Here is a 17,436-nt window from a genome sequence, read left to right as displayed (position 1 = left end):
ATTGCTGCTTTGCCAAACCGCTGGTCAGGGAGACATGTGATGACAGATGTAGAGGTAGCTCGACGAATCGATGACCTGTCCGCCACGGACGAGGTGCTCGCGGGTGCACTGCCCGATCCGGCAGTCAACGCTCGAATTCAAGATCCTGCGGTAGGGCTCGCGGAACTGATCCGCATCGTGTTCGATGCCTACGGTGGCCGCCCGGCCGTCGGCGCCCGCGCCACCCGATTGGTCACCGATCCGGTGACCGGCCGCACGACGCTGCATGTGCTGCCGGAATACGAAACGACGACCTACGCCGAACTCGGGCGGCAGGTGGCGGCCGTGGCCGCCGGATTGCGCGGCGAGGCGGCGGACGGCGGCTGGGTGCGCCCCGGCGAGCACGTGGCGATGCTCGGTTTCACCAGCGTCGAATACACCGTGCTCGACCTCGCGGCGACGCTGGCGGGCGCGATCGCCGTGCCGATGCAATCGAATGCGCCTGCGGTGCAACTGCGCCCGATCCTGGCCGAGACGCAGCCGCGCGTCCTCGCGGCGGGTGTCGACCAGCTCGCGGAGGCGCTCGACCTCGCCGACGGCGAGCACCGGCCGGGCCTGATCGTGGTGCTGGACCACCGGGCGGAGGTGGACGCCCATCGCGAAGCGTACGAGGCGGCCGCCGCGCGTCTCGCCGGAACCGGTGTGGCACTGAAAACGCTTGCGGAACTTGCCGATAGCGGGAAAGCCGGCGAGGTTGCGCCGGAAGCGGCGGACAGCGAGCGAATCGTGCTGCTGATCTACACCTCGGGCAGCACCGGAACGCCCAAGGGCGCAATGTATTCGGAGCGGTTGGTCGCCAACCTGTGGCAGGGCAAATTCGGGTTGGGCGAGGGCCCGCACGCGGCCGGGCCGTGGATCACGCTGAACTTCATGCCGATGAGCCATCTCATGGGCCGCTACACGTTGTACGGCACCCTGGCCCGCGGCGGTATCGCGTATTTCGCTGCCAGCAGCGATCTTTCGACCTTCCTGGAGGATCTCTCGCTGGTCCGGCCGACGCAGCTGCAATTCGTGCCGCGGGTGTGGGATCTGCTCTACCAGGAGTACCAGCGGGCCCTCGACGGCGTCGGTCCCGCCGAGCGGTCCGATCGGGCACCGGAACTGCTCGCGGAACTGCGCCGCGACCTGCTCGGCGGGCGCGCGCTCGGCGCGGTCACCGGGTCCGCGCCGATCTCGGTCGAGGTGCGCGAATTCGTCGATGCCCTACTGGGTTTCCACCTACCGGACGGGTACGGCTCCACCGAGGCCGGCGGCATCACGGTCGACGGCAAGGTGGCGCGGCCGCCGGTGCTGGACTACAAGCTGGCCGACGTGCCCGAGCTCGGCTATTACCGCACCGACCGTCCGTACCCGCGCGGTGAGCTGCTCGTGAAGACACAGAACATCTTTCCCGGCTACTACCGCAGGCCCGAGGTGACGGCGGAGGTGTTCGACCCGGACGGCTACTACCGGACCGGCGATATCGTCGCCGAGGTGCAGCCCGACGAGTTGCGCTATCTCGACCGCCGCAACAATGTGCTCAAACTGTCGCAGGGCGAGTTCGTCACGGTGTCGAAGCTGGAGGCGGCCTACGGTGCCAGTCCGCTGATCCAGCAGATCTACATCTACGGCAACAGCTCGCGCCCTTACCTCTTGGCGGTGATCGTCCCGGACGACGCAGTGCTGGAACGGGTTTCCGGTGACGTCGGTGCGATCGGTCCGCTGCTCACCGAGGCATTGCGGGCAGTCGCCGCCGACGCCGGGTTGCAGTCCTATGAGATCCCGCGCGACTTCTTGGTCGAGACAACGCCGTTCACGGTGGAGAACGGCCTGCTCACCGGCATCCGCAAGCTCGCGCGGCCGAAGCTGCGGCAACGCTACGGCGAGCTGCTCGAGCAGCTGTATCAGCGGTTGTCCGACGGGCAGGCCGAGGAGTTGCGCGCGCTGCGGACGGGTGCCGCCGACCGGCCGGTGCTCGAGACCGTCACCCGGGTGGCCGCCGCGTTGCTCGGTATCCCCGCCGCCGACGTGCACCCGGCGGCGCATTTCACCGAGCTCGGCGGAGACTCGTTGTCCGCGTTGACCTTCGGCAACGCGCTGCACGACATCCTCGGCGTCGAGGTGCCGGTCGGCGTGATCGTCAGTCCGGCGACCGATCTGCGCGCCCTGGCCACCTTCCTGGAGTCCGGCGCGCAGGCGACGCGGCCGACGTTCGAGAGCGTGCACGGACCGGAGGCGACCGAGGTGCGCGCCGCCGATCTCACCCTGGAGAAGTTCCTGGACGCTGCCACGCTCGACGGCGCCGCCGCCCTGCCCGCGCCGAACTATGCGGTGCGCACCGTGCTGCTCACCGGCGCCACCGGCTTCCTCGGCCGGTTCCTCGCGCTGGCGCTGCTGGAACGGCTCGGTCCAGTGGACGGCACGCTGATCTGCCTGGTCCGCGCGACCGACGACGCGGCCGCCCGTCAGCGCCTGGACGCGGTGTTCGACAGCGGCGACCCGCAGTTGCTCACGCATTACCGGCGACTGGCCGAGCGGCACCTGGAAGTGGTGGCGGGTGACAAGGGTGACCTCGACCTCGGGCTGGACCGCGCCACCTGGCAGCAGCTGGCCGAGCGCGTGGACCTGATCGTGGACTGCGCCGCGCTGGTCAACCATGTGCTGCCCTACCGCCAGCTGTTCGGGCCGAACGTGGTGGGCACGGCCGAGCTGATCCGGTTGGCGCTCACCGGAAAACAGAAGATCTTCGACTACATCTCCACCGTCGGCGTCGGCGATCAGATCGCGGCCGGGCAGTTCGTCGAGGACGCCGATATCCGCACGATCAGCGCGACCCGGTCGGTCGACGAGCGCTATGCCAACGGCTACGGCAACAGCAAGTGGGCGGGTGAGGTGCTGCTGCGCGCGGCCCACGAGCGATATGGGTTGCCGGTCAGCGTGTTCCGATGCGACATGATCATGGTGGACGGCCGCTATGTCGGTCAGTTGAACGTGCCCGACATGTTCACCCGATTGATGCTCAGCCTGGTGGCCACCGGCGTCGCGCCCGGCTCGTTCTATCAGACCGATGCGGCCGGGCAGCGGCAGCGCGCGCACTACGACGGGCTACCGGTCGACTTCATCGCCGAGGCGGTCACCGAACTCGGTGTGCACGAGGGCTTCTCGACCTACCACGTGATGAACCCGCACCACGACGGCATCGGGCTGGACGAGTTCGTCGACTGGCTCGTCGCGGCCGGCTATCCGATCGCCCGGGTCGCGGACTATCAGGCCTGGCTCGAGCAGTTCGGCACGAAACTGCGTGCGCTGCCCGAGCAGCAGCGCAGGCATTCCTTGCTGCCGCTGCTGCACAGCTACGCGCATCCGCAGCCGCCGGTCGAGGGCAGCGTCGCCCCGGCCGACCGCTTCCGCGCCGCGGTGCAGGACGCGAATATCGGCCCGGACAAAGACATCCCGCACCTCACCGAGTCGACCATTCTGAAATACGTCACCAACCTGGAGCACCTCGGACTGCTCTGACCGATAAGGAACGCGAGTGGGGTGCGGTGGGCTGCCGCGCCCCACTCGTATTCTTCGCTCGCCGAACTAATTTGGTTGATCCGCGTCCATCGTTCAACCGATATTCCGGGCGGTGTCCGTGCGGTTACGGTGAGTTCCAGCCCGACTCGGCGAAAGTTCCGCAGCCGGCTCGGCGCCGGGACGTGAGGTACCGATGGATGCACGACGACGGCCGTTTCGGTCGGATCTTACCTCTGGCCTGCGCAGATTCCTGGACCGGTTCGACCGGCCCCCGCCCCGCGTCGAGCATTCCCTGTTCGCGCGCGAAATCGGTCCGGACGCCGCGGCCCTGCTGCACGAGATACGAATTCGGATAAGCCGATTGGCCGCCGACGGATCACTGACGCCAGGCGGCGGCTTTTTCTGTGGCGGTCAGGACGGTGCCGGGGACTATGCGCGCGAATTCGACGCCTATTTCGTTTCGTTGGCCGAACTCGATATCCCGGACTCGAAGCTCTCGGTCCTGAAGCCACTTCCGGCCCGCGAGGCCGACCGCTCGTGATTCCTGAACGCGCCGAACCGCAGCGCGGGCACCGAGCTGCGGGCTCACGGTGACTATCTGGCTCAGCTGCGGAAGTAGGACGGTTACTGCGCGGGTAGGGCGTCGAGTACTAATTCGAGGGCGTGCGAGATCGTTTGATCGAGCACCGCGGCGGGATCGCCCGGAAAATGCCGGCGCTCGGTCGCGGTCGAATGCTCGGTCGCGACGGCGAACCAGACCGTGCCCGGGGGTTGGCCGTCCTGCGGGTCGGGTCCGCCCGCGCCGGTGACCGCGCAGGCGATCGTCGCGCCGGTCATCGCGCGCACCGTACGCGCCATCGACTCGGCCGCGACCTGCGACACCACCGGTCCCTCGGGCACATCGAGCACGCTGTGCTTGACGAAGCGTGAGTACGCGACCACACCGCCGTGGAACCAGCTGCCCGCGTCGGGGGCCGCGCCCAAGGCGGCGGCCAGGCGACCGGCGGTCAGCGATTCCGCGACCGCTACGGTGCGGCCCGTCCGCTGCGCCGCCGCGGCGATCTGCTCGGCGAGGTTGCTGATACCCATCGTTTCTTCATACCAGTCGCCTGCGCGGTAGCCGTCGTACGAGGGGCGCGGCAGGGCCGGGGAGTTCGGCGATGTTTGCGCCGTGGTCCTCGGGTATGCGGTGGACAGGCGTACGTGCGCCGCCGCACGCAGTCCCGGCAGTTCGATTCCCCGACCCGCACAGGAGGACGAAGATCATGACCGCACCCACCGCCGTCGCGTTGGTCTGTACGTTGCAGAAATCGCCCGCCGAGTCCAGTAGCGAACTCATCGCCCGGCACGCGCTCGACGCGCTGGCGGAGCACGACGTCAAAGGCGAGATCCTGCGGGTGGTCGATTACGACGTGCATCCCGGTGTGCGTGCCGACGAGGGCTCCGGCGACCAGTGGCCGACGATCCGCGCCCGCATCGCGGCGGCGGACATTCTGCTGATCTCGACGCCGACGTGGGTGGGCCACATGTCCTCGGTCGCGCAGCGCGTGCTCGAGCGCCTGGACGCGGAACTGTCCGAAACCGATGACGCCGGACGGCCGTCCATGGTGGGCAAGGTCGCCATCGCCGCGGTGGTCGGCAACGAGGACGGCGCACACAAGATCGTGGCCGACCTGTTCCAGGGGCTCAACGACATCGGCTTCTCCATCCCCGCGCAGGGTTGCACGTACTGGAACGGCGAAGCCATGGGCGGCACCGACTATCAGGATCTCGACGAAGTTCCGGACTCGACCGCCTCGGCCACGAAAGCCATGGCGCGCAACGCCGCCCACCTCGCGCGGGTGCTGAACACCGAGAGTTACCCGGCCTACGAATAGGCCCGTGATCGTGCCCCGAAGGCGCTGCGACAGACGACGTTTCGACGGCGGCTCCGGATAAGCGCCGGTGCGGGCGAGAATTCGATGAAGGAGCAGTGATGAAAGCAGTGACGTGGCAGGGCAAGCGCAAGGTCGGCGTGGAAGAGGTGCCCGACCCGCGGATCGAGCAACCGACCGACGCGATCATCCGGGTGACGTCGTCCGGGATCTGCGGCTCGGACCTGCATCTCTACGAAGTCCTCGGCGCGTACATGAGTGAGGGAGATGTGCTGGGGCACGAGCCGATCGGCATCGTAGAGGAGACCGGGGCCGGGGTCACGAATTTGGCGAAGGGCGACCGGGTGGTGGTGCCATTCCAGATCAGCTGCGGCCACTGCTTCATGTGCGACCAAGGCTTGACGACCCAGTGCGAGACCACGCAGGTCCGTGAACGCGGCAGCGGCGCGGCGCTTTTCGGCTATTCGAAACTGTACGGTCAGGTGCCCGGCGGGCAGGCCGAGTACCTGCGGGTGCCGCACGCAGACTTCACCCACGTCAAGGTCCCGATCGGCCCGCCCGACGATCGCTTCCTGTACCTGTCGGATGTGCTGCCGACCGCGTGGCAGGCGGTCGAGTATGCCGCGATCCCGGCGGGCGGGTCGGTGACCGTGCTCGGCCTCGGGCCGATCGGCGACATGGCCTGCCGGATCGCGGCGCAGCGCGGATTCCGGGTGATCGGCGTCGACCTGGTGCCGGAGCGCTTGGCTCGGGTCGCCCGGCGCGGCATCGAAACCATCGATCTCCAGGTGGCCGGGCGACACCTCGCCGATATGGTGCGAGAGAAGACCGCGGGACGCGGCACCGATTCGGTGATCGATGCCGTCGGCATGGAAGCGCACGGCTCGCCGGTCACCTCGATGGCGCAGAAGGCGGCCGCGCTGCTGCCGGACGTGGTCGCCGAGAAGGTCAACGACACCGCGGGCGTCGATCGGCTGGCGGCGCTGTACAGCGCGATCGACATCGTGCGCCGCGGCGGGACCATCTCACTGGTCGGCGTGTACGGCGGCATGGTGGATCCGCTGCCCATGCGGGTGCTGTTCGACAAGCAGATCCAGCTGCGCATGGGCCAGGCCAACGTGAAGCGATGGGTGGACGACATCATCCCGCTGCTGCACGACGCCGACCCGCTGGGCGTGGATTCCTTTGCGACGCACCACCTCCCGCTGTCCGACGCGCCGGAGGCCTACGCGCAGTTCCAGCAGAAGTCCGACGGTATGGTGAAGGTGGTATTGACACCCGGCCGAGAGTGAGCGTACGAGGAGGGCAAGCGGCCTATGCTCCGATTCTTCGTCGTCGGGTTCCTGCTCGCCGCGACGATCGCGGTCGGCGTCGCCGCCTCGATCGGCTCGTGGGCGTGGTGGGTGCTGGCCGTGGCGCTGGCCGCGCTGCTCGGGGTCGGTCTCTACGACTTGGCGCAGCGGCGGCACGCCGTGCTGCGCAACTATCCGATCCTCGGGCACATGCGCTACCTGCTGGAAAGCCTGCGGCCGGAGCTGCAGCAGTACTTCATCGAACGCAACGTCGACGGCCGCCCGTACGACCGCGACATCCGGACGATGATCTACGAGCGCGCCAAAGGTATCCACGGCGAACTGTCGTTCGGTACCGAGCGCGACGTCGAGAGCGTGGGTTACGAGTACCTGGTCCACTCGAACGCGCCGGTGCCCGAGCCCGCGCGAGCGCCACGGGTGCTGATCGGCGGCCCGGACTGCACCCGGCCGTACTCGATGTCGCTGTTCAACGTGTCCTCGATGAGCTTCGGCGCACTGTCGGCGAACGCGCTGCGGGCGCTGAATCGCGGTGCGGCGCTGGGCGGTTTCGCGCACGACACCGGTGAAGGCGGGCTCACGCCGTACCACCTCGACGGCGGCGGCGACCTGGTGTGGGAAATCGGCTCGGGCTACTTCGGCACCCGCACGCGCGACGGCGCGTTCGACCCGGCCCGGTTCGCCGAGCAGGCCGCGCACGAGCAGATCAAAGCGATCTCGATCAAACTCAGCCAGGGCGCCAAGCCCGGCCTGGGTGGGGTGCTGCCTGCCGCGAAGGTGAGCGCGGAGATCGCCGAGTTCCGTGGCGTGCCCGCGCACGAGAAATGTGTCAGCCCGGCAGCGCATTCCGCGTTCCGGACCCCGCGCGAACTGGTGGCGTTCATCGCCCGGCTGCGCGAACTGTCGGACGGTAAACCGATCGGATTCAAGCTGTGTCTCGGTTCGCGCAGCGAGTTTCTCGCGATCTGCAAAGCGATGCTGGACGAGCGCGTCACGCCCGATTTCATCCTGGTCGACGGGGCCGAAGGCGGCACGGCCGCAGCGCCTTTGGAGTACGAGGACCACGTCGGGCTGCCGCTGACCGATGGGCTGATCACCGTGCACAACGCGCTCGTCGGCACCGGACTGCGCGACCGGATCAAGATCGGGGCCAGCGGCAAGGTGGCCGTGGGCAACGACATCGTCAAACGGCTGATCCAAGGGGCCGACTACACCAACGCGGCGCGCGCCATGATGATGGCCATCGGCTGCATCCAGGCGCAGCGCTGCCACACCAACCACTGCCCGGTCGGCGTGGCTACCCAGGATCCGCGCCGCGCTCGCGCGCTCGACGTGGCGGACAAGACCGAGCGGGTCCGGCGCTATCAGGAGGCCACGGTCGCGCAGGCCGTGCAGATCATGGCGTCGCTCGGCGTGGATCACCCGGCCCAGCTCACGCCCCACCTGCTGCGCAAGCGCATCTCGGCCACCGAGCAGCTGTCCTACGCCGAACTCTACGATTGGCTCGCTCCGGGCCAATTGATCAGCGAAGCGCCGCCTGCCTGGGCCGCGGACTGGGCCGCCGCCGACCCGGACTCGTTCCGTGCGCGCGTGCGCTAGCGCGAATCGGTCGCCGCGCCGTAATGAGCAGGGGGAATGGCGCTGCCCGCCGGGGTGGAGTAGGTTTCAAGGAGGTTCAGACAGGAGCCGACGGTAGTCCCCGCCTCGAGACGGCTCCCTTCGGCGTCGCCCAACTCGGCCTGGTCTATCACCGAATTATGCTGGGCGATATGTCCGTTCGGCGGTGAACCGGAGCGTTGAGCATGAGCAATCAGCTGAGTCCGCGCCAGCCTCGCATGTCTCGTCGGCTGTTGTCGCACCCGCACCATTCGAGGACGCGCGACTACGCGCGTGGGCAGCTCCGCATCCGGGTCGACGTGCTACCCGGCGTCCGGGTGCTGGCCGTCAGCGGCGACCTCGACCTCGCCACCGCGCCCTTTCTGCACCAGGTCGTGCGCGCCGGTGAGCACTTCCCCGCGACGGTGGTGGACACCAGCCGGATCGCCTTCCTGGGCTTCGCCGGGGTGGACGTGCTGATCCTCGCCGCCGAACGGGCCGAGGACGACGATCGGAAGTTCGCCGCGGTGGTGTCGTCGCGGCCGACGCAGCGGGCGTTCGACCTGTCCGGCGCGGCCGCCTGGATCAGGTGCTATCCGCGCCTGGGCAGCGCGCTGGACGCGGTCTCCGAAAGCTGAGCAAGCCGCAGACCTGGGACGACGTGCTGGTGCATGATCCGCGTGCTGGTGGGTAGCCAGCAAGGGATGGACCAACTACGAGCACCTATTCTGGACGCACTGGACGACTACCGGCGGCGTGGTCGGTACGGCTTCACGCCGCCCGGCCATCGGCAGGGGCGCGGCGTCGACGACCGGGTACTGCAGGTACTGGGCGACGCTTTTCGCAGCGATGTGCTCGCCTCCGGCGGGCTGGACGATCGTCGCGCCCGGGGCGAGTACCTGTCGGACGCCGAAGAGCTCATGGCCGACGCCGTCGGCGCCGAGATGGCGTTCTTCTCCACCTGCGGCAGCTCGCTGTCGGTGAAGGCCGCGATGCTCGCCGTGGCGGGTGGTGGCGACGGTGGGCTGATCCTCGGGCGGGACAGTCACAAATCCATTGTCGCCGGATTGATCTTCGCCGGCCTGCTGCCCCGCTGGGTGACGCCGCGCTGGGACGCCGAACGGCATTTCTCCCATCCGCCCTCGGTCCAGCAGATCGAGGACGCATGGCAGCGTCACCCGGACGCCTCCGGTGCGCTGATCGTGAGTCCGAGCCCGTACGGAACCTGCGCGGATATCGCGGGTATCGCCGAAGTGTGCCACCGCCGCGGCAAGCCGTTGATCGTCGACGAGGCGTGGGGCGCGCATCTGCCGTTCCACGAGGAGTTGCCGACCTGGGCGATGGACGCGGGCGCGGACGTCTGCGTGGTGAGCGTGCACAAGATGGGCGCCGGATTCGAGCAGGGCTCGGTCTTCCACGTCCAAGGCGATCTGATCGATCGGGCGCGCCTGAGCGCGTGCGCGGACCTGCTGACGACCACGAGCCCGAACGTCTTGATGTACGCCGCGATCGACGGTTGGCGCCGCCAGATGGTGCAGGACGGTCACCGGTTGCTGGGCGAGGCGTTGCGTGTGTCGGATCGTCTGCGCTCGGAACTGGCGCGGATACCGGGCATCCAGGTGATGGAGAAGGAGCTGCTCGGTGTCGAAGCCTCGCACGACCTGGACCGCATGCAGGTGCTGATGGACGTATCCGCCACCGGGGCAACGGGTTACGAGGTCGCCGACTGGCTGCGCGAGGAACGGCACGTCGACGTCGGGCTCAGCGACCATCGGCGCATCTTGGCCACGCTGTCCTTCGCCGACGACGACGATACCGCGGACCGGCTCGTCGCGGCGCTCACCGCCTGGCGAGAGCAGTGGAAAGAGCCTGCGCCACATCACATCCGGCTGCCGTCCCCGGACGAGCTGGAACTGGAGACCGTCATGCTGCCGCGCGATGCCTTCTTCGGCCGGGTGCAGGCGGTGCCGCTGGCGGCGGCGCCGGGACGGATCGCAGCCGAACAGGTCACGCCGTACCCGCCGGGTATCCCGGTCATCGTCCCCGGTGAGCGGATCGACGAGGCGGTCGTGGCATACCTGCGCACGGGGCTGGATTCCGGCATGAATGTGCCCGATCCCGCCGATCCCGCACTGCACACCATCCGCGTGGTCGCCGAGTGAACGGAAGTCGTTGTGCCCGCTCGTGATACAGCGCCAGGGGCCGCCGAGTTCGTCCCGAGCGGACGGCCGTCGTTGCGCACCCTGCGGGCGGCCGCGCAAGGGTGTCACGGTTGCGATCTGTACCGGGACGCCACCCAGACGGTGTTCGGCGAGGGACCGGCCGCGGCCGCCATCGTGATGGTGGGGGAGCAGCCCGGCGACCAGGAGGACGTACAGGGCCATCCCTTCGTCGGCCCCGCGGGCGGTCTCCTGGACCGCGCGCTGGCCGAGGCAGGCATCCCGCGCGATCAGGTCTATCTCACGAACGCGGTGAAGCATTTCAAGTTCACCGAGCGCGGCAAGCGGCGAATTCACAAGCAGCCCGGCCGCACCGAGATCGTCGCCTGCTCGGCATGGCTGAGTGCGGAGTTGTCGGTCGTGCACCCGAAGCTGGTGGTGGGTCTGGGCGCGATCGCCGCCAAAGCGTTGCTGGGCAACACTTTCAAGGTCAGCGAGCGCCGCGGTGAGGTGATCGCGCACGGCGACTACGACGTGATCACCACCGTGCATCCCGCCGCGGTGCTGCGCGCGCCGGACCGGACCGCGGCCTACCAGGCGTTCGTCGACGATCTCGGAATCATCGCCAGGGAAGCCGGTTTCCGGCCCGGCTGAGTCTGTTTCTGCTCCGGTTGCCCGGGTATGCCGCCCCTGACCGAGTCGCGCAACGCGACAGCAACGAAAGGGGTACACATGAGTACGTTGGCCGCCACCGTGGATGTCGAGGTACCGGTCCGCACCGCCTACAACCAGTGGACGCAATTCGAGTCGTTCCCCGAGTTCATGGAGGGTGTGGAAGCGGTGCAGCAGCTCGACGACCGGCACACCCACTGGCGCATCCACGTCGGGCCCTCGACCCGCGAGTTCGATGCCACCATCACCGAGCAGCACCCGGACGAGCGGGTGGCGTGGAAGTCCGATTCCGGCCCCCAGCACGCGGGGGTGATCACCTTTCACCGGCTCGACGACACGCACACCAGGATCACCGCGCAGATGGACGTCGACCCGGACGGCTTCGTGGAGACCGCCGCCGACCGTCTCGGCGTGCTGAAGCACCGAGTGAACGGCGATATGCAGCGGTTCAAGAAGTTCATCGAGAGCAGGCAGCACGAGACCGGCGCGTGGCGCGGGGATATCGAGCGTCCTGACGCCTGATCACAGTTCGAGGCCCGACCAGAGACAGAGGAGGAGCCGGTGGTGCCGGTAGCCGAGACCGAGACCCCGCAGCGGGTGGTGATCGTCGGCAGCGGCTTCGCCGGCTTCACCTGCGCCGCGAAACTGTGCCGCCGTCTGGCGAAGGCGGGCCGCGACATCGAGGTCGTGCTCGTCACGCCCGACGACTACATGCTCTACACGCCGTTGCTACCGGATGTGGCAGGCGGACTGATCGATCCCCGATTCGTGGTGATCTCGCTCGCCGACGCCCTGCCCCGGGTGCGACTCGTCGTCGGCAAGGCCGAATCTGTTGATCTGCAACGTAAGTCGATCACCGTGCGGAGCGAGTACTATCCGGCGCGGGAACTCTCGTGGGATCGGCTGGTGCTCACACCCGGCTCGGCGACCCGGCTCTTCGATGTGCCGGGCCTGGCCGAGCACGGGCGTGGCCTGAAAACCATTGCCGAGGCGCTGTATCTGCGTGAGCAGCTGCTCAGGCAACTCGAATTGGCCGACCACGAAGACGATCCCGAGCTGCGCCGGGCGCGCCGCACGGTGGTGGTCGTCGGCGCTTCGTACGCGGGCACCGAACTGATCGCGCAGTTGCGCGCGCTCGCCGACGCCTACGCCCACCGCCGCGGTGTCGACCCCGCCGAGGTGCGTTTCGTGCTGCTGGACATGGCCGACCGGGTGATGCCCGAGGTGGGCGAGCGGCTCGGCGACAAGGTCTTGTCGGTGTTGCGGGGGAGGGGAATCGACATTCGATTGCAGACCTCGCTGCGCGAGCTGAGCGACGGCCACGTCGTGCTCACCGACGACAGCGTGATCCCCACCCACACGGTGGCCTGGGTGACCGGCGTGACCGGTGCACCGCTGTTGAGCACCCTGGATCTGCCCCTGGAACGCGGCCGCCTGGCGGTCGACGCGCAGCTGGGCGTGCCCGGCCATCCCGACGTGTTCGCGGGCGGCGACGCGGCGGCGGTCCCGGATCTGACCAAGCCCGGCAAGATCACCCCGCCGACCGCACAGCACGCGACGCGCCAGGGAAAAACCTTGGCGCGCAATGTGGCCGCGAGCCTGGGCATCGGCACCGCCGGACCGTACAAGCACCGCGACATGGGCTTGGTCGTAGATCTGGGTCCGGGCTTCGCCGTCGCCAACCCGATGGGCATCCATCTGTCGGGCCGACTCGCCAAGGTCGTGACCCGGGTCTACCACATCTATGCGGTGCCCAGAGCGGTGAACCGGTGGGCGATCTCGTTGGCGTACGCCACCAACGCGGTAACCCCGCGGGCGCTCGCGCTGCTCGGTCTCGTCAGCCCGGAGGAAGCCAGTTTCAGTGGCAGCGAAGGGATTCCGAGCAAGCATCCGGCGTCGAAATAGGGAGTCGCGCAATGAGTGAACGAAATGTTGTGCACGCGTTGCTCGAGCGGGCGGGCGAGGGCTATGCGGCGCAGGCCGGTATCGACCTGGCCGACAAGCCCGCGCCGCTGTTCCAGCTTCTCGTGCTCGCCGAGCTGCTGAGCACCCGGATTTCGGCGGATATCGCGGTCGCCGCGGCGAAAGAGCTGATCGCCACGGGATACCGCACCCCGCAACGGATCGCGGACGCGCAGTGGCAAGAACTCGTGGACGCGCTGGGCCGCGCGCGCTACAAGCGCTACGACGAGAGCACCGCGACCAGGCTCGGCGCGAACGCGAACCTGGTGCTCGACAAATACGGCGGTGATCTACGCAGACTGGGCGAGGCCGCCGAAGAGGACCGGGCCCGCGCGGCGCAGCTGCTCCAGGAATTCCAGGGGATCGGACCCACCGGCAGCGATATCTTCTTGCGCGAGGTCCAGGACGTATGGACCTGGGCGAGACCGTACTTCGACGAGCGCGCCAAGCAGGGCGCGCGACGGGTCGACCTGCCGACCGGCACCGACGAACTCGCCGCGCTCGCGCCGGACGGCCGAGCCGGCGCGTTGGCGGCGGCACTCGTCCGCGCCGCGCTGGACGACGAATTCGCCGAGCAGATCCGCGCGGACGCGCGCTGAGCACCTCCGGCTAACGGCACTTCTCCAATGTGGCGTCGGCGAGTTCTGTCACCACGTCGCTCACTCGACCGTTGTTTCGGAAGGCCACGATCTGACGGCGGGCGCCGTTGCCGCGCTCCAGCACCGTCGCCACCGCGTCTGTCACGAAGGTGCGATCACCCAGCTCGTCGAGAGCCGGCGCGACATGCTCCAGCAACGCGGACAGTCGTGCCGGGGCGGGCACAACGCGCCGGGACACCGGATCGAGACCGTTGCCGTCGAGTCCGAAGCGCGCGGCGTTCCAATAGGCCGCGCGCAGCACCTCACCGGGGACCTCCGGCGCGCGTTCGCCGCGTTCCAGCGCCGCCCGCGCCATCATCGCGGTGGCGCGCACCAGCGTGGCCAGCAGGGCGGTCTCGGTGACGGTGGCGGGCACGTCGCTGACCCGGACCTCGACGGTGGGGAACGATTCGGAAGGCCGGACATCCCAATAGACCATCTTGGTATCGAGGATGTTGCCGCCCTCGATCATCATGTCGACCATGGCCGCGTAATCGGCGGCGGATTCGAAGTAAGGCGGCGGCCCGGCGCTCGGCCAGCGCCGCCACAGGATGCTGCGCCAGCTCGCGTAGCCGGTCTCGGCCGCGCGATAGATCGACGAGTTCGCGGTGAGCGCCAGGTACACCGGCAGCCACGGCCGCAGATAATTGCTCACCTGGATCGCCGTCTCGCGATCGGGCACGGCGACGTGCACGTGACAACCGCACAGACCCTGCTCGTGCGCGATCATCCCGAACGTGTCGGCGATGCGCTGATAGCGCTCGGTGTCGGTGACCGGGAACCGCTCGGGCACGGTCGGCGGCACCGCGACGGCCAGCAGGCGGGTGCCCACCTGTTCGGCGCATTCGGCGACACTGCGCCGCAACTCGGCGAGTTCGCCCAGTAGCGCTGGTGTTTCGCGGTGCACGCCGGTGCTGGTCTCGACCTGGCACGAGGTCAGTTCGAGTTGCAGTTCGACGCCGCGTTGCTCGGCCGCGGCGGCCACCTCGGTGTTCTTCGCGACGGGGGCGCCGGTAACCGGGTCGACGAGCAGGAACTCCTCCTCGACACCGACGGTGATCGTGGTTGCGTCCAGCATTCCGGCTCCTCAGTTCGTGGTGCGCAGCAGGCGGATCACCGCGCGCTCGACCGTGTTCTGGCGTTGCTCGTCCGATCCGCCCCGGGCCGCGCGGCGCAAGGCGGCCGAAATCGTCGCCCCGTGCTCGAAGGCGGTCAGGACGCGGGGATCGACATAGGACGCCCGGGCGACGGCCGGGGTATTGCCCAGCGCCGCAGCGACATCCGTGATCACCGTGCGCTCCACCGCTTTGCGTCGGCGCTGTGAGTCCGGCCGCTCGACCGAGCCGAAACCCGCCGCGGCCAGTACCGTGCCGTGCCAGGTGCGCAGATCCTTTACACTGCACTCGCTTTCGGACCACTCCCGGAACAGGTCGTTGATATCGTCGGCATGCAGTTCGCAGTATCGCGACCCTTTCCGGTAGACGAGCAGCCGTGGCGAGTCGTGCCGGCAGCGGCGTAGCGACCGCACGACGCGGGCGGAGTCGGCGTCGCGGATCCGCACCCGGCGTTGGATACCGCCCTTCGCCGGATAGTCGAACGACATCTCGGCACCGGACAGCCGGACCTGCTCGCGCAGCAGGGTCGCGACCCCGCGGGTCCCATGCTCCTGCGCGTATTCCTCACCGCCGACTCGGAATACGCCCCGATCCACCAGCGTCACCGCGAGCGCGGCCACCCGTCGCAGCCCCAGGCCCGGTTCGGTGAGTTCGGCGTGGATGCGCCTGCGGAGTTCCGGTAGTCCGGCGGCCAGGTCGAGGACGCGATCGAACTTCTCCTCGTCACGCTCCTTGCGCCACTGTTCGTGATAGAGGTACTGGCGCCGGCCCGCGGCGTCGACCCCCACTGCTTGGATGTGCCCGTTGTCGTGCGGACAGATCCACACCTTGCGCCACGCGGGCGGTATGACCAGGCCACGAATGCGTTCGAGGGTCGCCTCGTCCGAAACCCGGGCACCCTCGGTGCTCACGTAGGAGAACCCACGGCCGCGCGCCACTCGGCGCATGCCGGGGCCGTATGGCGTGCTGCGTCGCAGCCGCATATCCGCGAACCTCCTGGGTTGTCCGTCATGGGTGGCTAGCTGGACGTTCCCCGGGAGGAGGGAGACAAACAGGCTGCCACGCACGGTATGTCCGTTTGGTGCGATGTGCGCCGGGAACGCCACAAGGATGAAGGACTCTCTCGAACGTGAAACGAAATGGGAGGTCGACCGGGCTTTCGCCCTCCCACCGCTCGACGATCTGGTGCCCGGCGGGCGGGTCGAGGCGACGGCGGTGGAGCTCACCAGCACCTATTTCGACACCACCGCCCGCGATCTGCTCTCCCACGATCTGGTGCTGCGGCGCCGGGCCGGCACCGACGAGTCCGGTTGGCAGCTGAAGATCCCGCAGGACGACGGCAGGCTGGAGCTGGTCACCGCGTGGTCCGACGAACTACCGGACGAACTCGCCGACGTGGTCACCGGCGCCGCCCTCGGCAGGCGACTGCACGAGGTCACGACGATTCACACCCTGCGCAACCGGCACCGGGTGTTCGGGCCGGACGGCGAACTCGTGGTCGAGGTCGATGACGACACCGTGCGAACCACGCCGGGCGACGGGTCCGCGGCCGCCCTGGCCTGGCGGGAAATCGAAGTCGAGCTCGGCCCGCGTACCGCGGCCGCGCCCGCCGAACTGCTGGACCGGCTGGCCGCGGCGGGTGCGTCGCGGTCGAGGTATCCGTCCAAGCTCGCGCGTGTGGTGCCACCTCGGGACGAACCCGCGGTGGCACGGTCGAAAGCGGAGCGCGCGATCCACGAATACCTGAACGCTCAGATCGATGTCGTGTTCGCCGGAGACCTCGCGCTGCGCCGTGGCGAGGATCCGATCCACGACACCCGTGTCGCGACCCGGCGCCTGCGCAGCACGCTGCGCGTCTTCGGGAAGCTGCTGGACCGCCCGGCGATCGAGGGCATCGCGGACGAATTGAAGTGGTACGCCGGACTGCTCGGCGAGGTGCGGGACTGTCAGGTACAGCGGGCGCGCCTGGCCGCCGAGATCGAGGAGCTGCCCCCGGAACTCGTCCTCGGTCCGGTGGCGGGCCGAATCGACGCCACCCTGCTCGAACGGCAGCTGACCAGCCGGGCCGCCCTCGCGGCGGCGTTGGATTCGCCGCGCTACCTGGCGCTGCTCGCGGCGCTGCAGGCGTGGAAGTCGCAGCCGCCGTTCGCGGTTCGGGTGCGCAAGAGCGAACTGGTGCGGCGCGCGGGGCGGGCGGCACGCAAAGCCGACCAGCGGCTCGCGGTGGCGCTGGCCGACCGGCGCGACGAATCGCTGCACCGGGCGCGCAAGGCCGCCAAGCGCGCGCGATATGCCGCCGAGGTGCACGAACCGGTGCATCGGCGCGCTACCGCTGAGTCGAATATCAAGTACTACAAGAAGCTTCAACGCGTGCTCGGCGACCACAACGACGGCGTGGTCTCGGCCGGACTGCTGTGGCGGCTCGCGACGACGGCGGGCACGACCGCTGGTGAGAACGGCTTCACCTACGGCCTGCTCTACGCGAACGAGCAGCACGCGGCCGAGCGGGCGCGCCGACTGGTGGCCGAGATCGCCCGCTAGTTGTGGTCGCGCTGGAACCCTGCGAGTTGCTC

Annotated in this window: 15 protein-coding genes; 12 read left to right on the top strand and 3 right to left on the bottom strand. The window is 68.7% G+C overall.

From position 1 onward, the window contains the following. Window positions 1-39: 39 nt before the first annotated feature. A complete protein-coding gene (car, locus tag TY25_RS19835; RefSeq protein WP_042258268.1) occupies window positions 40-3,537 on the top strand; it encodes a carboxylic acid reductase in 3,498 nt (1,165 codons plus the stop codon). 361 nt (window positions 3,538-3,898) lie between these two features. After that, a complete protein-coding gene (locus TY25_RS42775) occupies window positions 3,899-4,078 on the top strand; it encodes a hypothetical protein (RefSeq protein WP_146153982.1) in 180 nt (59 codons plus the stop codon). An 83-nt stretch (window positions 4,079-4,161) separates the two neighbouring features. Here the strand turns inward: TY25_RS42775 and TY25_RS19825 are convergent, their stop codons facing one another. After that, window positions 4,162-4,626 (bottom strand): CinA family protein, encoded by a 465-nt coding sequence (locus TY25_RS19825; RefSeq protein ID WP_042258266.1) that lies wholly within the window; start codon window positions 4,624-4,626, stop codon window positions 4,162-4,164. Window positions 4,627-4,802: 176 nt separating this feature from the next. Here TY25_RS19825 and TY25_RS19820 point away from each other — a divergent pair, with 176 nt between their 5' ends. The 9 genes from TY25_RS19820 to TY25_RS19780 all read left to right on the top strand — a co-directional run bounded on the left by TY25_RS19820 (window position 4,803) and on the right by TY25_RS19780 (window position 13,709). Then, window positions 4,803-5,414, top strand: coding sequence for a flavodoxin family protein (locus TY25_RS19820; RefSeq protein ID WP_042258264.1), 612 nt, complete (start codon window positions 4,803-4,805; stop codon window positions 5,412-5,414). 98 nt (window positions 5,415-5,512) lie between these two features. Continuing rightward, window positions 5,513-6,703 carry an alcohol dehydrogenase catalytic domain-containing protein gene (locus TY25_RS19815; protein WP_042258263.1) on the top strand — a complete coding sequence of 397 codons (1,191 nt, stop codon included), beginning with the start codon at window positions 5,513-5,515 and terminating at the stop codon, window positions 6,701-6,703. A gap of 24 nt (window positions 6,704-6,727) precedes the next feature. Continuing rightward, a complete protein-coding gene (locus TY25_RS19810) occupies window positions 6,728-8,320 on the top strand; it encodes an FMN-binding glutamate synthase family protein (protein WP_042258262.1) in 1,593 nt (530 codons plus the stop codon). Between the two features lie 203 nt (window positions 8,321-8,523). After that, window positions 8,524-8,955 (top strand): STAS domain-containing protein, encoded by a 432-nt coding sequence (locus TY25_RS40645; RefSeq protein WP_052383077.1) that lies wholly within the window; start codon window positions 8,524-8,526, stop codon window positions 8,953-8,955. A gap of 66 nt (window positions 8,956-9,021) precedes the next feature. Beyond that, window positions 9,022-10,479 (top strand): aminotransferase class I/II-fold pyridoxal phosphate-dependent enzyme, encoded by a 1,458-nt coding sequence (locus tag TY25_RS19800; protein ID WP_042258398.1) that lies wholly within the window; start codon window positions 9,022-9,024, stop codon window positions 10,477-10,479. A gap of 12 nt (window positions 10,480-10,491) precedes the next feature. Further along, window positions 10,492-11,130: a UdgX family uracil-DNA binding protein gene (locus tag TY25_RS19795; protein WP_042258261.1), complete on the top strand. Its 639-nt coding sequence runs from the start codon at window positions 10,492-10,494 to the stop codon at window positions 11,128-11,130. 78 nt (window positions 11,131-11,208) lie between these two features. Further along, window positions 11,209-11,670, top strand: coding sequence for an SRPBCC family protein (locus TY25_RS19790; protein ID WP_029894903.1), 462 nt, complete (start codon window positions 11,209-11,211; stop codon window positions 11,668-11,670). Between the two features lie 39 nt (window positions 11,671-11,709). After that, window positions 11,710-13,053, top strand: coding sequence for an NAD(P)/FAD-dependent oxidoreductase (locus TY25_RS19785; protein WP_081868971.1), 1,344 nt, complete (start codon window positions 11,710-11,712; stop codon window positions 13,051-13,053). 11 nt (window positions 13,054-13,064) lie between these two features. Beyond that, the gene (locus TY25_RS19780; protein ID WP_042258260.1) at window positions 13,065-13,709 is read left to right on the top strand and encodes an HhH-GDP family DNA glycosylase; all 645 of its coding nucleotides are present in this window, start codon (window positions 13,065-13,067) and stop codon (window positions 13,707-13,709) included. A gap of 10 nt (window positions 13,710-13,719) precedes the next feature. Here the strand turns inward: TY25_RS19780 and TY25_RS19775 are convergent, their stop codons facing one another. Then, a complete protein-coding gene (locus tag TY25_RS19775) occupies window positions 13,720-14,826 on the bottom strand; it encodes a glutamate--cysteine ligase 2 (protein WP_042258259.1) in 1,107 nt (368 codons plus the stop codon). Between the two features lie 9 nt (window positions 14,827-14,835). After that, on the bottom strand, window positions 14,836-15,846 hold the full coding sequence (locus tag TY25_RS19770; protein WP_042258258.1) for a DNA topoisomerase IB: 1,011 nt from the start codon (window positions 15,844-15,846) through the stop codon (window positions 14,836-14,838). Between the two features lie 127 nt (window positions 15,847-15,973). On the opposite strand from TY25_RS19770, the gene TY25_RS19765 reads away from it, so the two are divergent. Beyond that, window positions 15,974-17,404 carry a CYTH and CHAD domain-containing protein gene (locus TY25_RS19765; protein ID WP_042258257.1) on the top strand — a complete coding sequence of 477 codons (1,431 nt, stop codon included), beginning with the start codon at window positions 15,974-15,976 and terminating at the stop codon, window positions 17,402-17,404. Window positions 17,405-17,436 lie beyond the last annotated feature (32 nt).

Source organism: Nocardia brasiliensis NBRC 14402, assembly GCF_000308475.2.
Lineage (GTDB): Bacteria > Actinomycetota > Actinomycetes > Mycobacteriales > Mycobacteriaceae > Nocardia > Nocardia brasiliensis.
Note: the sequence above shows the minus strand (reverse complement) of the source record. Positions and strands in the feature narration are given on the sequence as shown.

Coding starts and splice junctions, on each gene's coding strand:
- TY25_RS19800 (WP_042258398.1), top strand. CDS start 9,022: ATGGACCAACTACGAGCACCTATTCTGGACGCACTGGACGACTACCGG.
- TY25_RS19810 (WP_042258262.1), top strand. CDS start 6,728: ATGCTCCGATTCTTCGTCGTCGGGTTCCTGCTCGCCGCGACGATCGCG.
- TY25_RS19775 (WP_042258259.1), bottom strand. CDS start 14,826: ATGCTGGACGCAACCACGATCACCGTCGGTGTCGAGGAGGAGTTCCTG.
- TY25_RS40645 (WP_052383077.1), top strand. CDS start 8,524: ATGAGCAATCAGCTGAGTCCGCGCCAGCCTCGCATGTCTCGTCGGCTG.
- TY25_RS19790 (WP_029894903.1), top strand. CDS start 11,209: ATGAGTACGTTGGCCGCCACCGTGGATGTCGAGGTACCGGTCCGCACC.
- TY25_RS19815 (WP_042258263.1), top strand. CDS start 5,513: ATGAAAGCAGTGACGTGGCAGGGCAAGCGCAAGGTCGGCGTGGAAGAG.
- TY25_RS19820 (WP_042258264.1), top strand. CDS start 4,803: ATGACCGCACCCACCGCCGTCGCGTTGGTCTGTACGTTGCAGAAATCG.
- TY25_RS19825 (WP_042258266.1), bottom strand. CDS start 4,626: ATGGGTATCAGCAACCTCGCCGAGCAGATCGCCGCGGCGGCGCAGCGG.
- TY25_RS19765 (WP_042258257.1), top strand. CDS start 15,974: ATGAAGGACTCTCTCGAACGTGAAACGAAATGGGAGGTCGACCGGGCT.
- TY25_RS19780 (WP_042258260.1), top strand. CDS start 13,065: ATGAGTGAACGAAATGTTGTGCACGCGTTGCTCGAGCGGGCGGGCGAG.
- TY25_RS19770 (WP_042258258.1), bottom strand. CDS start 15,846: ATGCGGCTGCGACGCAGCACGCCATACGGCCCCGGCATGCGCCGAGTG.
- car (WP_042258268.1), top strand. CDS start 40: ATGACAGATGTAGAGGTAGCTCGACGAATCGATGACCTGTCCGCCACG.